We start from the raw sequence: 15868 nt of genomic DNA on the forward strand, positions 1-15868 counted from the left end.
AAAAGGGAAGAAACAGAAGAGGTAACAGAAGAAGAAAAGGCCAAAGCAAAGGCGAAGGCAGCAGCAGCCGCAAAAGCAAAAGCAGCGGCGTTAGCGAAGCAAAAAAGAGAAGGAACAGAAGAAGTGACGGAAGAAGAAAAGGCCAAAGCAAAGGCGAAGGCAGCAGCAGCCGCAAAAGCGAAAGCAGCGGCGTTAGCGAAGCAAAAAAGAGAAGGAACAGAAGAAGTGACGGAAGAGGAAAAGGCCAAGGCGAAAGCGAAGGCTGTGGCGGCCGCAAAGGCAAAAGCAGCGGCGCTAGCAAAGCAGAAAGCTTCGCAAGGTGATGGGGATTCGGGAGATGAAAAGGCGAAGGCAAAAGCGGCAGCGGCTGCAAGGGCGAAGATGAAGGGTGCTGAAGGTAAGGAGGAAGAGGAAGCGAAGCAGGAAGAGCCATCCGTGAATCAACCGTATTTAAATCAGTATGTTGAAGTTATTAAGGGAAAAGTAGGAGAGGATGCTTTAGTAGATTGCTACATTAATAAACTTTCCAAAGATGTACCAACTCTTGTAGTGGAGCCCTCAAAATATTATGAAGTAATGGAGTTACTGCGATCCCATGAGGCACTTGCATTTGATTATATGTCAGAGTTACATGCGACGGATTTTGTGACACATATGGAAGTGTATGTTCATTTATTTTCATATGGAAAGAAACAGTCAGTAGCGGTAAAGGTGAAGCTGGATAGGGAAGCGCCGCAAGTAGAATCGGTGACAGCGCTTTGGAAAGGGGCAGACTGGCCAGAGCGGGAAGCGTATGATTTGCTCGGCATTGTATTTAAGGGACATCCGAATTTATCGCGTATTTTAATGCCCGATGATTGGATAGGACATCCGCTTAGAAAAGATTATGAACCGTATGATGTGGAGGTGTAGCTAAATGATCCGTACGGAAGAAATGCTTTTGAATGTAGGTCCTCAGCATCCGAGTACACACGGTGTGTTCAGGCTTGTTATTAAAATTGACGGGGAAATTATTAAAGAAGCTACACCGGTTATTGGATATTTGCATCGCGGGACCGAAAAGATCGCAGAGAGCTTACAGTATACGCAAATTATCCCTTATACAGATCGGATGGACTATTTATCGGCTATGACGAATAATTACGTCATTTGCCACGCTGTAGAGACGATGATGGGGCTTGAAATCCCAGAGCGAGCTGAATACTTGCGAGTGCTTGCAATGGAACTTGGAAGGATTGCGAGTCATCTCGTTTGGTGGGGGACAAATCTTCTCGATATAGGAGCGGTCAGCCCGTTTTTATACGCGTTCCGTGAGCGAGAGATGATTATTAATTTATTAAACGAATTATGCGGTGCGCGGCTTACTTTTAACTATATGAGAGTCGGCGGTGTAAAGTGGGATGCGCCGGACGGTTGGATTGAAAAAGTGGAAGAATTTGTTCCGTATATGAGAGAGCAATTGACGGGTTACCATGATCTCGTTAGTGGCAATGAGATTTTCTTAAATCGTGTAAAAGGCGTTGGCATATATAGCGAAGAAGATGCAATTTCGTATTCTTTAAGCGGAGCGAATTTGCGGTGCACCGGAGTAAATTGGGATCTTCGCAAGGATGAACCGTACTCCATTTACGACCGTTTTGATTTCGATATTCCTGTTGGGAGCGTGGGGGATGCTTGGGATCGCTACGTTTGCCGCATGAAGGAAATTGAGGAGTCGTTAAAAATTGTCGAGCAAGCTGTCCAGCAATTCCCGAAAGAAGGAGCAGTACTTGCGAAAGTACCGAAGATTATTAAGGTTCCTAAAGGGGAAGCATTCGTCCGTATAGAGTCGCCGCGAGGAGAGATTGGTTGCTATATTGCTAGTGACGGAAAGAAAGAGCCATACCGCTTGAAGTTTCGCAGACCGTCTTTTTACAATTTGCAAATTTTACCGAAGTTATTGAAAGGTGAAAACATCGCCAATTTAATTACGATTTTAGGCGGAGTGGATATTGTACTTGGGGAGGTTGATGGCTGATGATTGAAACGCTCTTACAATCACCTTCTAGCTGGGCGAATTTCTTCATTTTTTTCGGATTAGCGGTGCTGCTATTATTTGCAGTCCTTGGCTTCGTTACATATGGTATTTTGGCAGAACGGAAAGTGATGGGTTTTATGCAAGGGCGGATTGGGCCAAACCAAGTCGGGGGCCGGTTTGGTCTGTTGCAAACGGTAGCCGATGTTTTAAAACTATTATTGAAAGAAGATAGTATTCCGAAGGCGGCAGATAAACCGTTGTTTATATTAGCACCTGTCATTGCGTTCGCACCAGCATTTATGGTGCTTGCAGTCATCCCGTTTACTGATAAATTTCAGTTCGCAGATATTGGCGTAGGCTTACTGTATTACATTGCTGTTTCTGGCATTACGACGATTGGCGTCGTAACCGGAGGATGGGCATCGAATAATAAATATTCCCTTTTAGGGGGGATGCGTGCGGCGGCGCAAATGATTTCTTATGAAATTCCGCTCGTAATGAGTGTAATCGGGATCGTTTTGTTAGCGGGTAGCCTAAATTTAAATGAAATCGTAGCAGCGCAGGAAAATGTTTGGTACATTTTCGTGCAACCAATCGGTTTCGTCGTATTTTTAATCGCGGCGGTAGCAGAGTTAAATAGGACGCCGTTTGATTTACCAGAAGCAGAATCGGAACTTGTTTCTGGATATCATACGGAATACTCAGGGTTTCGCTGGGCGTTTTTCATGCTTTCAGAGTACGTATATTTCTTCGGGATGGCATCCTTAATTACTGTGCTCTTTTTAGGCGGATGGAATCCAGTTATGTTCCTTGGATTCATCCCAGGTGCCGTATGGTTTGCTTTAAAGTTTAGCAGTGTAGTCTTTCTATTAATTTGGTTCCGCGTTACGTTTCCACGTATAAGAGGTGACCAGTTAATGGAGTTTGGCTGGAAAGTATTATTGCCAATTGCACTTGCAAATATTTTCTTAACGGCATTGATTAAGGAGTTATTCTTCTAATCTATGAGGGGGGTGCCAGTAAGAGATGAAAGGACTATTTAAAGGACTAAAATATACATTAAGCAATTTGAGTAAAAAGAAAGTGACGTATGATTATCCGAATCAACCGTTGCCATTGCCAGACCGGTTTCGAGGGATTCAAAAATTTTATCCAGAAAAGTGTATCGTTTGTAACCAGTGCTCCAATATTTGTCCGACAGACTGTATTCAGTTAACGGGGAAAAAACATCCGGATCCTACGAAAAAAGGAAAAATTATCGACACGTACGATATTAATTTTGAAATTTGTATTCTTTGTGATTTATGTACAGAAGTTTGTCCGACAGAAGCGATCGTTATGACAAATAACTTTGAACTCGCGGAATATTCACGGGATGACTTATTTAAAAATTTGCAGTGGCTCGATGAAAACGACGAAAACGTCAGGAAGGAGAATAAAGCATGAATGGCGAGTTTATAGCATTCTTCATACTATCCTTGTCTGCAATTATCGGAGGCATTCTTATGTTGAATGTAACGAAAGTCATGCATATGATGCTAGCTCTCGTTCTGACATTTCTCAGCATTGCAGGTTTGTACTTTCTTTTATCAGCTGAATTTATCGGGGTTGCACAAATTTTACTTTACTCGGGTGCGATCACCATTATTATGATTTTTGGAATTATGTTAACGAAACATAATGCAGAAAATGAATCACGTCTTACTCTTCGAAAATGGATTATCTTCTTTGCGGTTGTAGCATTTGGGGCAGTTATGTATTTCGCTGTTAACAATATTGATTTTGCAAATGAAAGCACACAAGGAAGTTTACCTCTCCATGAAAAAAACACACTTCAAATCGGTACACTTCTCTATTCAAAATATATTATTCCATTTGAGCTAACTTCAGTTATTTTACTTGTAGCACTTGTTGGCGCAATTATTCTTGCGAAGAAGGATGAGAAAGAGGAGGATTCCAATGAGTAGCGTTCCTGCTTCTGCATATTTAACGCTTGCGATTATTTTATTTTGCATCGGTTTGTTTGGAGCTTTAACGAAGCGCAATACAGTAATTGTATTAGTTTGTATTGAATTAATGCTGAACGCAGCCAATTTAAATTTAGTAGCGTTTAGTAAATTAGGTTTGTTCCCAAATTTAACAGGGCAAATTTTCTCTCTGTTTACGATGGCCGTAGCAGCAGCGGAGGCGGCGGTAGGACTCGCCATTTTAATTGCTTTATATCGTAATCGTACGACAGTTCATGTAGATGAAATGGATACGCTTAAAGGGTAACATTGTGACCGAAAAGGGGGAAGGAAACAATGATCGATTATGCATGGCTCATACCGCTTTTCCCGCTTGTTTCGTTTTTGTTATTAATTATATTCGGGAAGAAAATTAGAGAAGGAAGCAGTGTACTTAGTATTTTCTTCGTCTTTCTCTCCTTTATATTTGCGGTACTTGTATTAATAGAACGGTTTTCGACAGTACCAGTGAAGCATAAGTGGGTATGGCTTAGAGCTGGAGATATTGATATATCATTTGGCTTTGAAGTGACAGCATTAGGGGCTTTAATGTTGTTTATCGTTACACTTGTGAGTTTACTTGTACATGTGTATTCGAAAGGGTATATGAAAGGTGAGGAAAGATTACCAACCTTTTATGCTTATTTAGGGCTCTTTACATTTGCGATGCTCGGGCTTGTTATATCACCGAATTTATTACAGCTTTATATATTTTGGGAGTTAGTCGGCCTCGGTTCATTTTTACTCATCGGTTTTTATTTCTTTAAAGAAGAAGCGAAGGCTGCTGCGAAAAAAGCTTTTATTATGACACGTATTGGCGATGTCGGTTTATTTATTGGGATGATCTTAATTTTCTGGCATGCAGGTAGTTTTGAATATGACTCGATATTTAGAGCGATTCATACGGGTGATCTTACTCCTACGATGATTACAATAACAGCGATATTAATTTTTATTGGTGCAATGGGGAAATCAGGTCAGTTCCCGCTTCATACGTGGTTACCAGATGCAATGGAAGGGCCGACGCCTGTTTCGGCACTTATTCATGCGGCGACGATGGTAGCAGCTGGCGTATATTTAGTGGCAACGATGTTTCCGTTATTTTCAGCAAGTGCGGTGGCGATGCAGACGGTAGCAATTGTGGGAGCCTTCACTGCAATCTTTGCAGCTTCCATCGGTCTTGTACAAACGGATATAAAGAGAGTACTTGCTTATTCTACAGTTAGCCAGCTCGGGTATATGATGCTTGCACTAGGATCTGCTGGTTATGTAGCAGGTGTGTTCCATTTAACAACACATGCCTTTTTTAAAGCGCTACTATTTTTGGCAGCAGGAAGTGTCATTCATGCAGTGCATACGCAAAATATTAATAAAATGGGCGGTTTACAGAAGAAGATGAAAGTAACAGGTGCGCTATTTTTAATCGGTACACTTGCAATTAGTGGTGTGCCACTCCTTTCCGGTTTCTTTAGTAAAGATGAAATTTTAGCGGCAGCTTGGATGAACGGCAATTACGTTTTATTCGTCTTAGCGATACTTGCAGCATTCCTAACAGCATTCTACATGTTCCGCCTATACTTTCTTGTCTTTACGGGGAAAGCGAAGACGAAGGAAGATGTGCATGAATCGCCCCGCATTATGACGTATCCGATGATCGTCCTTGGCGTCCTTGCAGTCGTGGCAGGTTATATAAATACACCGTGGTTTGGAACGTTTCTCGGGGATTGGCTTACGAAAGATGTAGCGTTTAAAGTGCGAGAGGCGCACGGACCAGTTTGGATTATGATTGTTGCGACGCTCGTTTCTTTGACAGGGATTGCTCTTGCATATGTCATATATGGCAAGAAATCTATTGCTAGAGATTGGGCTGGTGGTGAGGACTCGCCTCTTTATAAACTTTTGAAAGAAAAATATTATGTGGATGAACTATACAATATGACGGTGCTTCCTATTACGAAAGGAATCGCTCATGTGCTTCGCCTATTTGAAGTGTATGTAGTCGAAGGAATTGCCGTTTTAATAGGGAGTTTAGTGAAAGGGATAAGTGCAATTGGCTCTAGACTCCAAAACGGAAATGTACAAGTGTATGGGACTGTAACAGCTGTTTCACTTGCAGTACTCTTCATTATTTTGCTCTATACGGGAGGGGATTTACGATGAATGATTTGTTATTAACGTTCTTCATTTTTTCCCCGCTTTTAGGAATTCTCTTACTTACATTAACACCGAAAAAAGAATCACGTACAGTGCGAGCGCTCGGTTTATTTGGAACGGTGCTTCCATTCGGAATGGCTATCGTCCTCGCTTGTACATATGCTTCCGGAAAGAGTTTGTCCCTATTTGATGAGAAAGTGAAATGGATTAAATTTGGGGATTTTGCAGCGGTGGATAAAAGGTGGTTTTCCATTTATTACGAGCTTGGTATTGATGGTTTATCGCTCGTTATGATGGTACTGACGGCCCTTCTAGCGATGCTTGCAGCAATTGCAGCATTTACGATTAAAAGAAACTTGAAAGCATTTTATATGCTGTTACTCACGTTAGAAATAGGGATGCTCGGTGTCTTCGCTGCTCAAAATTTAATGTTGTTCTTTATCTTCTTTGAAATTACATTGCCACCGATGTTTTTATTAATTGGGAAGTGGGGGAAATTGTCGAGTGAAAAGGCTGCTTATAGTTATTTAATATATAACGGTATTGGCTCCGCTATTTTGCTTATCGTTTTCTCGGTTTTATTTGCGAAAACAGGTACAACCAATATTACAGAGCTTAAAGAAATATTAACGAGTGTAGGTACTGGCGGAGGAATGGCTGTCTCAAGTAGCTTACAGTTCGGCTTGTTTCTTAGCATAATGATCGCTTTTGCAATTAAACTACCCGTTTTCCCGTTACATCGCTGGATGGTCAATGTACATATTGAAGCACATCCGGCTGTTGTTATGCTTCATGCAGGTGTTTTACTGAAGATTGGAGCATACGGTATAATCCGCTTCGGACAGGGACTATTCCCGGAATACTTTCGCGAGGTTGCAACGCTCATTGCGATTTTAGGAGTCATCAATTTATTGTACGGAGCCTTCTTGGCGCTCATTCAAACGGACTTCCGGAAGGTGCTTGCTTACTCTAGTATTTCACATATGGGTATTGTATTAATGGGCCTTGGGGCGTTAAATGCACCAGGTACACAAGGCGCTCTATTCCAAGTTGTTTCGCACGGTTTAATTGCAGCTTTACTCTTTTTCTTACTTGGTGTTATAGAACAGCGTTTTGGAACGTCGGATATTACAGCACTTGGCGGACTTGCAAAAAGTGTACCGGTACTTAGCGGATTCTTCTTAGCGGGAGGAATGGCATCGCTTGGATTGCCGGGGATGTCCGGATTTGTTAGCGAATTTCTTGCCTTTCTCGGTTTATTCCAAGGAGAGCCAGTTATTGCTGCGGCCGGAGTACTTGGCATCATTTTAACCGCTGTATATGTATTAAGAGCAACACTGCAAGTAACATTCGGTAAGAAAGAGTGGGAAGCGAAAGCTGATATACACGGATGGGAGTATGTCCCGATTTTGCTACTTATCTTCTGCATTATTGCAATTGGAGTAATGCCAGAAATACTAGGGGATCCGCTTCAAAATACATTGAAAACACTGGGGGTGAAGTAGGATGGATATGAATACGTTACTTAGCTTATCATGGCATCTCATGGTGCCAGAATTCATTATTCTCGGAGCTGCCATCCTTCTTTCCATATGTGATTTGTTTTTTAAGCTGAACCATAGATACGTAGCGCTTGGTGCCATCGCGGCGGTCGTATTAGCAATCGTGTCACTAATTACGCTATATAGCGAATCAGCAGGAGATATTTTAAATGGATCGTTTGTGTTAGATGGATTTTCAAAAGGATTTAAAACGTTGTTGTTAGGCGGTGCTGCCCTCATTTTATGCATCGCAATGAGCGATGATAAGAAAAATCCAATTGAAGATAAGGGAGAATATTATTACTTATTTTTAATGGCGCTCCTTGGGGCGATGTTTATGGCTTCTAGCGTTGATTTCATTACACTTTTCGTCGGTTTAGAATTGCTTTCACTTTCTTCCTACATTTTAGTAGGAATACGAAAAAAGAACCGTGCATCAAATGAGGCAGCAATGAAATATGTCATTAGTGGAGGAATTGGAACGGCAATTACGCTCTTTGGAATGAGTTATTTATACGGCATTACAGGATCAACTAATATTGTGGATATACAAAAGGTATTTGCTGGGGAACTGGCTGGTGGCATTCAATTATTGCTAGCTCTTGCATTTCTACTATTACTCGTTGGGCTCTCATTCAAAATTGCTACAGTGCCGTTTCATATGTGGGCGCCTGATGTGTATGAGGGAGCGGCTACACCTGTTACTGCTTTTCTTGGAACGATTTCTAAAATTGCTGGGTTCTTACTCATTATCCGTCTGTTCCTCATGGTTTTTGCAAGTGTATCGGTGCAAGGAGACATGCAATCTTTATACGGACGTATGAGCATATACATCGCTGTGCTAGCTAGTATTACGATGATTATTGGAAATGTAGTCGCATTAAAGCAATATAACGTAAAACGCTTATTTGCTTATTCAGGCATCGCGCATGCAGGATATTTACTCGTACCGCTTGTAGCATTATCGCCATTTACGATGGATAGCATGTGGTTTTACATGCTTGCATATATGCTTATGAATATAGGCGCGTTTGCAATTATCCACGGCTTAATCTTACAAAGCGACAAAGAAAATATGACCATTTTCACTGGATTATATAAAAGGTCGCCATTTACAGCGATCGTGATGACGATTTTTATTTTATCGCTAGCGGGGATACCAGGAACAGCTGGTTTCATTGGGAAAATTAACATCTTTTTAGGGGCCCTTCATGTAGAGCCAGCTCATTACGTACTAGCTTCTATTATGATGGGGACGACAGTCATTTCATTCGTATATTATTTCCGTATTTTACAGCAAATGTTTTTCCGTACAGGAGAAGTAGAAGAGAAAATTCGTTTGCCACTCAATATAAAGGTTGTGATGAGCCTTTGCGCAATTTCGATTGTAATACTAGGGATTATGCCGATGATTGGATACAATTTCTTTTATGAATATTTTCCATTAATGAAAGATTTCTTCTTCTTAGGGAACGTGGTACAATAGTGAAAATAAAAGGTGTGGAGTCGTTACTCTGCGCTTTTTATTTTGTGTGAATTACGATTGAAAATGCATATAAGTATACGCTTTTAAAGAGAAAATTACGATGTAAAATGTAAGATGCTTATTTGTATTTGAAAAAGTGTGGCTCCTACTTATTATGGTATCGTTTTTATAGTATTTCGTAAGTAGTAGCTGGGTAAAAAGGAGTCGGTTTTTTGGCACATCTTTTAGGGCAACAAGCACTGATTGCCATCGTTTCGCATTTATTGTTTATTACCATTACGTGGTGGGCCTTACAAGGTATTCACATTGAGCGTTTAATGAAGCCTGGAAAGGTGATGCAGACGAGAGTATTACTCATCTTAATTACAATTGCAATTGGGACATCTGTAAGTAACTTTTTCCTTGATTATTTAGGCTATTCAAAGAGTTTAACGTATTTAGTAAAGTAAGTGTATAGAACCTCAAATCTCCGTTAACAATGGGGATAGGAGGGGATGAAATTGAAGCTTAAAGCCATTCTTATTGTTGCACTTAGTGTTGTTTTATTTTTGGTTGGATATAGAGAGATGAAACCGATAAGCGATGAACAGAAGATGGAGAACATGATCGCAGCTGTAGAGAAAAATGATGCTAAAGTAGAGAAATGGTCATGGTTAGCACGAGAAACAAAAACAATTTCTAATATACATACGTTTCAAAAGTTGTTAAACGATGTGAAGGATAAGGCGAATATTCAAAAGTGGGAATTAGAGCAATCTCCAGATGGATATAAAGCTACATCCTATAAAAAATTTTCTTCCTATGAAGAACGAGTAGTAGTAACTTGGAGTAAGGAAAATACTAAAGAAAACACTTTCATTATCTTTGAAGTAAGCGGGGCAAAATGGGACCCGAAGTATATTCAGAAAACGAATAAAATTTTTAGTGAAAAACCTATAATTTACACTTGTGTTCAAGGTGTACTGAATGATAAGATTGAAGGTGTTTTGCAAAATAAAACCAATCAGGTTTTGAAAGATCTTTCAGCAAGAGCGATCGAACAGATAGAAGAAAGAGCATTTGTGTCAGTCTCCGCATACAATAAAAAGTGGGATGACGCTCTTTCAACAAATAGAGAGAAAATAAATGTGCAAATAGCAATACGTTCTACAGACAACAAAGATACAATTGTGGTTGGCACACCGATCATAACTTCTGAGTATTGAGTGAATAGATACTGAAAAAAGGACACGGAGGGGAATAATTTGGAAAAGATCATCGTCCGTGGCGGAAAGCGGTTAAACGGCACAGTGCGTGTTGAGGGCGCAAAAAATGCTGTATTACCTATAATCGCTGCAGCCCTATTAGCGAGTGATGGAAAGAATGTACTATCTGAAGTACCAGTTTTGTCTGATGTATACACAATTAATGAGGTATTACGTCATTTAAATGCTGAAGTCGTATTTGAAAATAACCAAGTAACAATCGATGCTTCTAAAGAGCTAAACATTGAAGCACCATTTGAATATGTACGTAAAATGCGTGCATCTGTTCAAGTAATGGGACCTTTATTAGCACGTAACGGTCGTGCTCGTATTGCACTTCCTGGTGGATGTGCAATTGGTTCACGTCCAATTGACCAACATTTAAAAGGCTTCGAAGCAATGGGAGCAAAAGTACAGGTTGGTAACGGTTTTGTTGAGGCATACGTTGAGGGAGAACTAAAAGGAGCTAAAATTTATTTAGACTTCCCAAGCGTGGGCGCGACAGAAAACATTATGTCTGCAGCTACATTAGCAAAAGGGACAACAATCCTTGAAAACGCAGCGAAAGAACCAGAAATCGTTGACTTAGCTAACTTCTTAAATGCGATGGGAGCGAAAGTACGCGGAGCTGGAACTGGAACGATTCGTATCGAAGGCGTTGATAAATTATATGGTGCAAACCACTCTATTATTCCTGACCGTATTGAAGCGGGAACATTCATGGTTGCAGCGGCAATTACTGGTGGAGACATCTTAATTGAAAATGCTGTGCCTGAACATTTACGCTCAATTACAGCGAAGATGGAAGAAATGGGTGTTAAAATTATTGAGGAAAATGAAGGTGTACGTGTTATCGGCCCAGATAAGTTAAAAGCGGTTGATATTAAAACTATGCCTCACCCAGGTTTCCCAACAGACATGCAATCACAAATGATGGCATTATTACTACAAGCTGATGGAACAAGTATGATTACAGAAACGGTATTTGAAAACCGCTTTATGCACGTTGAAGAATTCCGTCGTATGAATGCTGATATTAAAATCGAAGGTCGTTCTGTTATTATGAACGGTCCAAACAGCTTACAAGGTGCTGAAGTAGCAGCAACTGATTTACGTGCTGCAGCTGCATTAATCTTAGCTGGCTTAGTATCAGAAGGTTACACTCGTGTAACTGAGTTAAAACATCTTGACCGTGGCTATGTAAACTTCCATAAGAAATTAGCTGCATTAGGTGCAACTATTGAACGTGTAAACGAAAAAGTAGAAGAAGTGAAAGAACAAGAAGTTTCTGATCTTCACGCTTAATTGAAATAGTCTCTATGTCTTTTGACATAGAGGCTATTTTTTTGGGCTTATTACTGTTATAGTCAAGAAATTCTATACTTATGCACGTACCAGTAAAAATATTTAGAAAATTTTTGTTTTATATGGTTCCCCTTAAGTATGTTCTAAAAGAAAGAGTTGTTCCATAAGAATGAATGGAGTAAAGCTTTTTCATATTGGGGGAAATAAGATGAAATTTTCAAAGCCACTTTTTATTACAGTAGCGCTTCTCATAGCGCTCGTTATCATTGTACCTGCTGCTCTTGTGATTCCGTTTGCGAAAGCAAAAGTAGAGGAAAAAGCAGCTTCTAAAACTCCTCCAGCGATAGAAAGTATACCAGCTCCAGGGAAAGTGGATACAGCGGTTCAAGTTGCTGTATATCGCGAGAAACAGAAAAAGGTAGAGTCATTACCTATGGAGGAGTATGTGACCGGTGTAGTAGCTTCTGAGATGAATGCCAGTTTTGAAATAGAGGCGCTAAAGGCGCAGGCATTAGCAGCGAGAACATTTGTCGTGCAGCGTATGCTAAGCGGAGGTAAGAAAAACAATGCGGACGTGACAGATACGGTGAAAGATCAAGTGTACAAAAGCAAAGAAGAATTGAAAAAACAATGGGGCAATAACTACGAAAATAATTTGAAGAAAATCGAAGAAGCTGTTTCGAAAACCGCAGGACAAGTTTTAACGTATGACGGAAAGCCAATCTCAGCATCATTCTTCTCAACGAGTAATGGCCGGACAGAAAATGCAGCCGATTACTGGGGAAATGATTATCCGTACTTAAAGAGTGTAGATAGCCCGTGGGATCAAGCCTCTCCGAAATTTACGAGCGAGCAAACCTTTACCGTAGCTGACTTTCAAAAACGTCTCGGTGTGAAAGTGCTAGCAGACGGGAAAGTTGGAAATATTAAAGATCTTACGGAAGGAAAGCGCGTAAAGGATGTAGCATTTCAAGGGAAAACATTAACAGGAAAGGAAGTTCGTGAAAAGTTAGACTTACGCTCTTCCGACTTCACATGGAAACAACAAGGGGATAAAATCATCGTTACGACGAAAGGCTTCGGCCACGGCGTTGGTATGAGCCAATACGGAGCGAACGGCATGGCAGCAGAAGGCAAGAAATATACAGATATCGTCGCTCATTACTATAAAGGCGTTGAAATAAAGACGATGAACGATTATGAAGGTAAGTTGATGGTGAAGAAGTAGGTGTCAGGGTCTCCTGGCACCTGCTTTTTGTTTAAAATATCATAATTTTCCATTAATTGTTTGGTATAATAAGATAAAAAGTATTTGGGGGAGACAAAATGGCGTTACTGGAGTTGAAACAGTTAGGTAAGACGAACCAGTTACCGGCAGTTGAACTGAAGGTTGAGAAGGGGAAATGTGTTGTTTTGCAATGTAATAACCATACAGCTAAAGTGTTGCACCGCATTATTATTGGTGAGGAAGAAGCTTCAACTGGCAATGTGCTATTTGAAGGTGAAGCGATTGGAAAGAGAAATTATTCTCGCATCGGCTTTTGTTTTTTGAAAGATGAAGCATATGATCGTTTGAAGGTAAAGGAATACTATAAGTTTTTATTAGGGCTGTATGAATCAAATATGAGTATAGAAGAAGTTGTACAATATGTCGGCCTCTTAGATAAATTAAACGTTAAAATAGAAAAACTATCATTTTCAGAGAAACGTCGTCTTCATATTGGGCGAGTTATGATTCATAATCCAGATTTAGTTATTTTGGAAGAACCAGAGCAAAATGTAGATACAGAGAGTACGATTATGATTCGAAAAGCAATTATGAAAATGAAAGAGCAAGGAAAGGCGATTTTTATTACGTCATCTTTCCTATCTGATGCCCTTTCGTTAACAGAAGATGTATACATATTAAACAATGATGGTGTGAAAAAAGTAGAGATTGAACAAGAGGAAGCAGAAGAGGTTGATGAAGAAAAAGTCGTTCAAATGATTCCGCAAATGAAGTTAGAAAGAATACCAGCGAAAGTAAACGATAAAATCATCTTATTAGACCCAATGGAAATCCATTTCATTGAAACGCAAAACGGAGTAACCCATATTCACGTTCGTGAAGGTGATTTCGTATGCGCATTAACATTAAGTGAACTAGAAGCGAGATTAACAGGTTTTGGTTTCTTTAGATGTCATCGCTCTTACCTTGTGAATTTACAAAGGGTGCGAGAAGTGATTACTTGGACTCGTAACAGTTTCAGCTTAATTTTAGACGATGAAAGAAAAAGTTCAATCCCGCTTTCAAAAGGACGAATGGATGAATTAAAAAGCGTGATTGGGCTATAAAAAGTGCTCCAATAAGCTCAAAATACGATTCATTCACCGGTAAAAATACTCCTTTTACCGGTATTTTACTGCGTAAACCCTTTGATTTTCATATGATTGAGTCAAGAAAAGCGAAACAAATAAACGAAAAGCGCTAAAGCGACTTTCATCTATAAAAGAAAAAAACAAAGGGGATGACGAGATGACATTGGCAATTGAAATGAAAGATGTAATGAAAAGTTTCAACGAAAAAACAGCACTTCGAAATGTAAATATTGAAGTGAAGCAAGGAGAAATTTTTGGATTCCTCGGACCGAGTGGATCTGGGAAAACGACAACAGTAAAAATATTAACTTCTCAATTACTTCATAGCGTTGGAACGGTAAAAGTATTAGGGAAAGATATTACAGGGCCAAGCAGCATCGATTATAAACGAATTGGTATTTTAACAGACAACAGTGGTTTATATGAAAGACTTAGCATTTATGATAACTTACTATTATTTTGTGACTTATATGATTGCAAAAAAGAACGAATCGATGAAGTATTAGCGCAAGTGAACTTATTAGATGATAAAAAAACATTAGTAAAAAAACTATCAAAGGGAATGAAGCAGCGCGTTACACTAGCAAGAGCAATCCTTCATAAACCAGATATCCTCTTCTTAGACGAACCAACATCTGCACTTGATCCAGTAAACGTACAAAACATTCATAAAATCTTAAAAGACTTAAATAAAGAAGGAACGACGATTTTCTTAACGACGCACAACATGGACGAAGCAGAAACGCTTTGTAACCGCATTGCCTTTCTATGCGGCGGAGAAATTGTAGCGCTTGATACACCGGAGAACCTTCGCTTACAATACGCGAAAGATCAAATACAAGTCGTGTTAAAGGATAAGAAGAAAGAAACGGTACAAAAAGATGAATTAGGTGCAAAACGTATTTCAGAATGGATGAAAAAAGGTGAATTACTATCCATTCACTCACACGAACCAACGCTAGGCGATATCTTTATTGAAGTTACTGGGAGGGGATTATAATGACATTTTCAATGAGACGTGTATCAGCTATTTTTAGAAAAGAAGTACAAGATTTTAAGACAAATTCACAAGTGCTGCTAATGGCATCTTTACCAATTATATTTGCATTCATATTTAGCCGATTTGGAGAAGGACAGGCAGGGGTTGGCATTATTACTTTAATGGCCTTTCTATTTGTTGCAGGGTTTGTTCAATCAATGGTAATTGCAGAAGAGAAAGAAAAGCATACGTTACGTGTGTTAATGCTATCGCCAGCTTCTTCTGTTGAAGTTCTTCTTGGGAAAAGTATATTAACAGCATGTTTAACGTTAGGTATTTCTATTGTAAACTTATTCATTTTGGATCAATTAAGTGGAAATTTCTTATTACTAGCATTTGTTTTCTTATGTGGAACAATTCTATTTACTTTAATTGGAACAATGATTGGATTACTAGCTGAGTCTGTCCCACAAACATCACTAATTGGAATGCCGATATTAATGACGATGTATTTAGCTGTACAATTTGAGCCAATGGTTGAAAATAAAGTCATTAAGACAATGATTAGTTATCTTCCAACATCTCATCTTGAAAAGGCAATTAAAAGCTTAGTAGAGGGTGCAGGATTTAGTAGTATTAGTGGGCATATGATAAATGTTGGAGCTTGGCTTATTATTTCACTTATTGCATGTTTAATCGTGTATAAAAAGAAACAATTAGATTAAAAACTGAGCCAAAACGCTCAGTTTTTTCTTTTTTCTATCATTTCCTCGGAAAT

16 protein-coding genes are annotated in these 15868 nt (G+C 39.5%); all 16 read left to right on the forward strand.

Going from position 1 to position 15868, the window contains the following annotated elements:
• A partial coding sequence (locus FH036_RS23035; RefSeq protein WP_139896259.1) for an NADH-quinone oxidoreductase subunit C occupies nt 1-912 on the forward strand: 912 nt, incomplete at its 5' end.
• A 4-nt stretch (nt 913-916) separates the two neighbouring features.
• Complete coding sequence (nuoD, locus tag FH036_RS23040; protein WP_000621452.1) at nt 917-2017, forward strand: NADH-quinone oxidoreductase subunit NuoD; 1101 nt, start codon at nt 917-919, stop codon at nt 2015-2017.
• Entirely contained in the window at nt 2017-3018 is a 1002-nt protein-coding gene (nuoH, locus tag FH036_RS23045) for an NADH-quinone oxidoreductase subunit NuoH (RefSeq protein ID WP_000573418.1), read from the forward strand. Before nuoD ends, nuoH begins: the two co-directional genes overlap by 1 nt.
• A 25-nt stretch (nt 3019-3043) precedes the next feature.
• Nucleotides 3044-3463 carry an NADH-quinone oxidoreductase subunit NuoI gene (nuoI, locus tag FH036_RS23050; protein ID WP_000677191.1) on the forward strand — a complete coding sequence of 140 codons (420 nt, stop codon included), beginning with the start codon at nt 3044-3046 and terminating at the stop codon, nt 3461-3463.
• The gene (locus FH036_RS23055) at nt 3460-3984 is read left to right on the forward strand and encodes an NADH-quinone oxidoreductase subunit J (protein ID WP_001012800.1); all 525 of its coding nucleotides are present in this window, start codon (nt 3460-3462) and stop codon (nt 3982-3984) included. The genes nuoI and FH036_RS23055 overlap by 4 nt, the downstream gene beginning before the upstream one ends.
• The gene (nuoK, locus tag FH036_RS23060) at nt 3977-4291 is read left to right on the forward strand and encodes an NADH-quinone oxidoreductase subunit NuoK (RefSeq protein ID WP_000100078.1); all 315 of its coding nucleotides are present in this window, start codon (nt 3977-3979) and stop codon (nt 4289-4291) included. Before FH036_RS23055 ends, nuoK begins: the two co-directional genes overlap by 8 nt.
• 29 nt (nt 4292-4320) lie before the next feature.
• The gene (gene nuoL, locus FH036_RS23065; protein ID WP_044791929.1) at nt 4321-6183 is read left to right on the forward strand and encodes an NADH-quinone oxidoreductase subunit L; all 1863 of its coding nucleotides are present in this window, start codon (nt 4321-4323) and stop codon (nt 6181-6183) included.
• Nucleotides 6180-7682 carry an NADH-quinone oxidoreductase subunit M gene (locus FH036_RS23070; RefSeq protein ID WP_139896260.1) on the forward strand — a complete coding sequence of 501 codons (1503 nt, stop codon included), beginning with the start codon at nt 6180-6182 and terminating at the stop codon, nt 7680-7682. Before nuoL ends, FH036_RS23070 begins: the two co-directional genes overlap by 4 nt.
• Before the next feature lie 7 nt (nt 7683-7689).
• The gene (gene nuoN, locus FH036_RS23075) at nt 7690-9204 is read left to right on the forward strand and encodes an NADH-quinone oxidoreductase subunit NuoN (RefSeq protein WP_341871046.1); all 1515 of its coding nucleotides are present in this window, start codon (nt 7690-7692) and stop codon (nt 9202-9204) included.
• Between the two features lie 212 nt (nt 9205-9416).
• On the forward strand, nt 9417-9653 hold the full coding sequence (locus FH036_RS23080) for a DUF1146 family protein (protein WP_000940742.1): 237 nt from the start codon (nt 9417-9419) through the stop codon (nt 9651-9653).
• Nucleotides 9654-9704: 51 nt separating this feature from the next.
• Nucleotides 9705-10409 (forward strand): YwmB family TATA-box binding protein, encoded by a 705-nt coding sequence (locus FH036_RS23085; protein ID WP_000767902.1) that lies wholly within the window; start codon nt 9705-9707, stop codon nt 10407-10409.
• A 39-nt stretch (nt 10410-10448) separates the two neighbouring features.
• Nucleotides 10449-11753 (forward strand): UDP-N-acetylglucosamine 1-carboxyvinyltransferase, encoded by a 1305-nt coding sequence (gene murA, locus FH036_RS23090; RefSeq protein WP_000411263.1) that lies wholly within the window; start codon nt 10449-10451, stop codon nt 11751-11753.
• A 208-nt stretch (nt 11754-11961) separates the two neighbouring features.
• Complete coding sequence (gene spoIID, locus FH036_RS23095) at nt 11962-12981, forward strand: stage II sporulation protein D (protein ID WP_000672636.1); 1020 nt, start codon at nt 11962-11964, stop codon at nt 12979-12981.
• A 98-nt stretch (nt 12982-13079) separates the two neighbouring features.
• Nucleotides 13080-14087, forward strand: coding sequence for a LytTR family transcriptional regulator DNA-binding domain-containing protein (locus FH036_RS23100; RefSeq protein WP_139896261.1), 1008 nt, complete (start codon nt 13080-13082; stop codon nt 14085-14087).
• 181 nt (nt 14088-14268) lie between these two features.
• Complete coding sequence (locus tag FH036_RS23105; protein ID WP_139896262.1) at nt 14269-15111, forward strand: ABC transporter ATP-binding protein; 843 nt, start codon at nt 14269-14271, stop codon at nt 15109-15111.
• Entirely contained in the window at nt 15111-15815 is a 705-nt protein-coding gene (locus tag FH036_RS23110; protein WP_044791940.1) for an ABC transporter permease, read from the forward strand. The genes FH036_RS23105 and FH036_RS23110 overlap by 1 nt, the downstream gene beginning before the upstream one ends.
• Nucleotides 15816-15868: the final 53 nt, after the last annotated feature.

Source organism: Bacillus sp. CD3-5, assembly GCF_006349665.1.
GTDB classification, from domain to species: Bacteria; Bacillota; Bacilli; order Bacillales; family Bacillaceae_G; genus Bacillus_A; species Bacillus_A paranthracis.

What these genes read in the sequence shown, in the direction of transcription:
- nuoD (WP_000621452.1), top strand. Translation starts at nt 917, where the DNA reads ATGATCCGTACGGAAGAAATGCTTTTGAATGTAGGTCCTCAGCATCCG.
- nuoH (WP_000573418.1), top strand. Translation starts at nt 2,017, where the DNA reads ATGATTGAAACGCTCTTACAATCACCTTCTAGCTGGGCGAATTTCTTC.
- nuoI (WP_000677191.1), top strand. Translation starts at nt 3,044, where the DNA reads ATGAAAGGACTATTTAAAGGACTAAAATATACATTAAGCAATTTGAGT.
- FH036_RS23055 (WP_001012800.1), top strand. Translation starts at nt 3,460, where the DNA reads ATGAATGGCGAGTTTATAGCATTCTTCATACTATCCTTGTCTGCAATT.
- nuoK (WP_000100078.1), top strand. Translation starts at nt 3,977, where the DNA reads ATGAGTAGCGTTCCTGCTTCTGCATATTTAACGCTTGCGATTATTTTA.
- nuoL (WP_044791929.1), top strand. Translation starts at nt 4,321, where the DNA reads ATGATCGATTATGCATGGCTCATACCGCTTTTCCCGCTTGTTTCGTTT.
- FH036_RS23070 (WP_139896260.1), top strand. Translation starts at nt 6,180, where the DNA reads ATGAATGATTTGTTATTAACGTTCTTCATTTTTTCCCCGCTTTTAGGA.
- nuoN (WP_341871046.1), top strand. Translation starts at nt 7,690, where the DNA reads ATGAATACGTTACTTAGCTTATCATGGCATCTCATGGTGCCAGAATTC.
- spoIID (WP_000672636.1), top strand. Translation starts at nt 11,962, where the DNA reads ATGAAATTTTCAAAGCCACTTTTTATTACAGTAGCGCTTCTCATAGCG.
- FH036_RS23100 (WP_139896261.1), top strand. Translation starts at nt 13,080, where the DNA reads ATGGCGTTACTGGAGTTGAAACAGTTAGGTAAGACGAACCAGTTACCG.
- FH036_RS23105 (WP_139896262.1), top strand. Translation starts at nt 14,269, where the DNA reads ATGACATTGGCAATTGAAATGAAAGATGTAATGAAAAGTTTCAACGAA.
- FH036_RS23110 (WP_044791940.1), top strand. Translation starts at nt 15,111, where the DNA reads ATGACATTTTCAATGAGACGTGTATCAGCTATTTTTAGAAAAGAAGTA.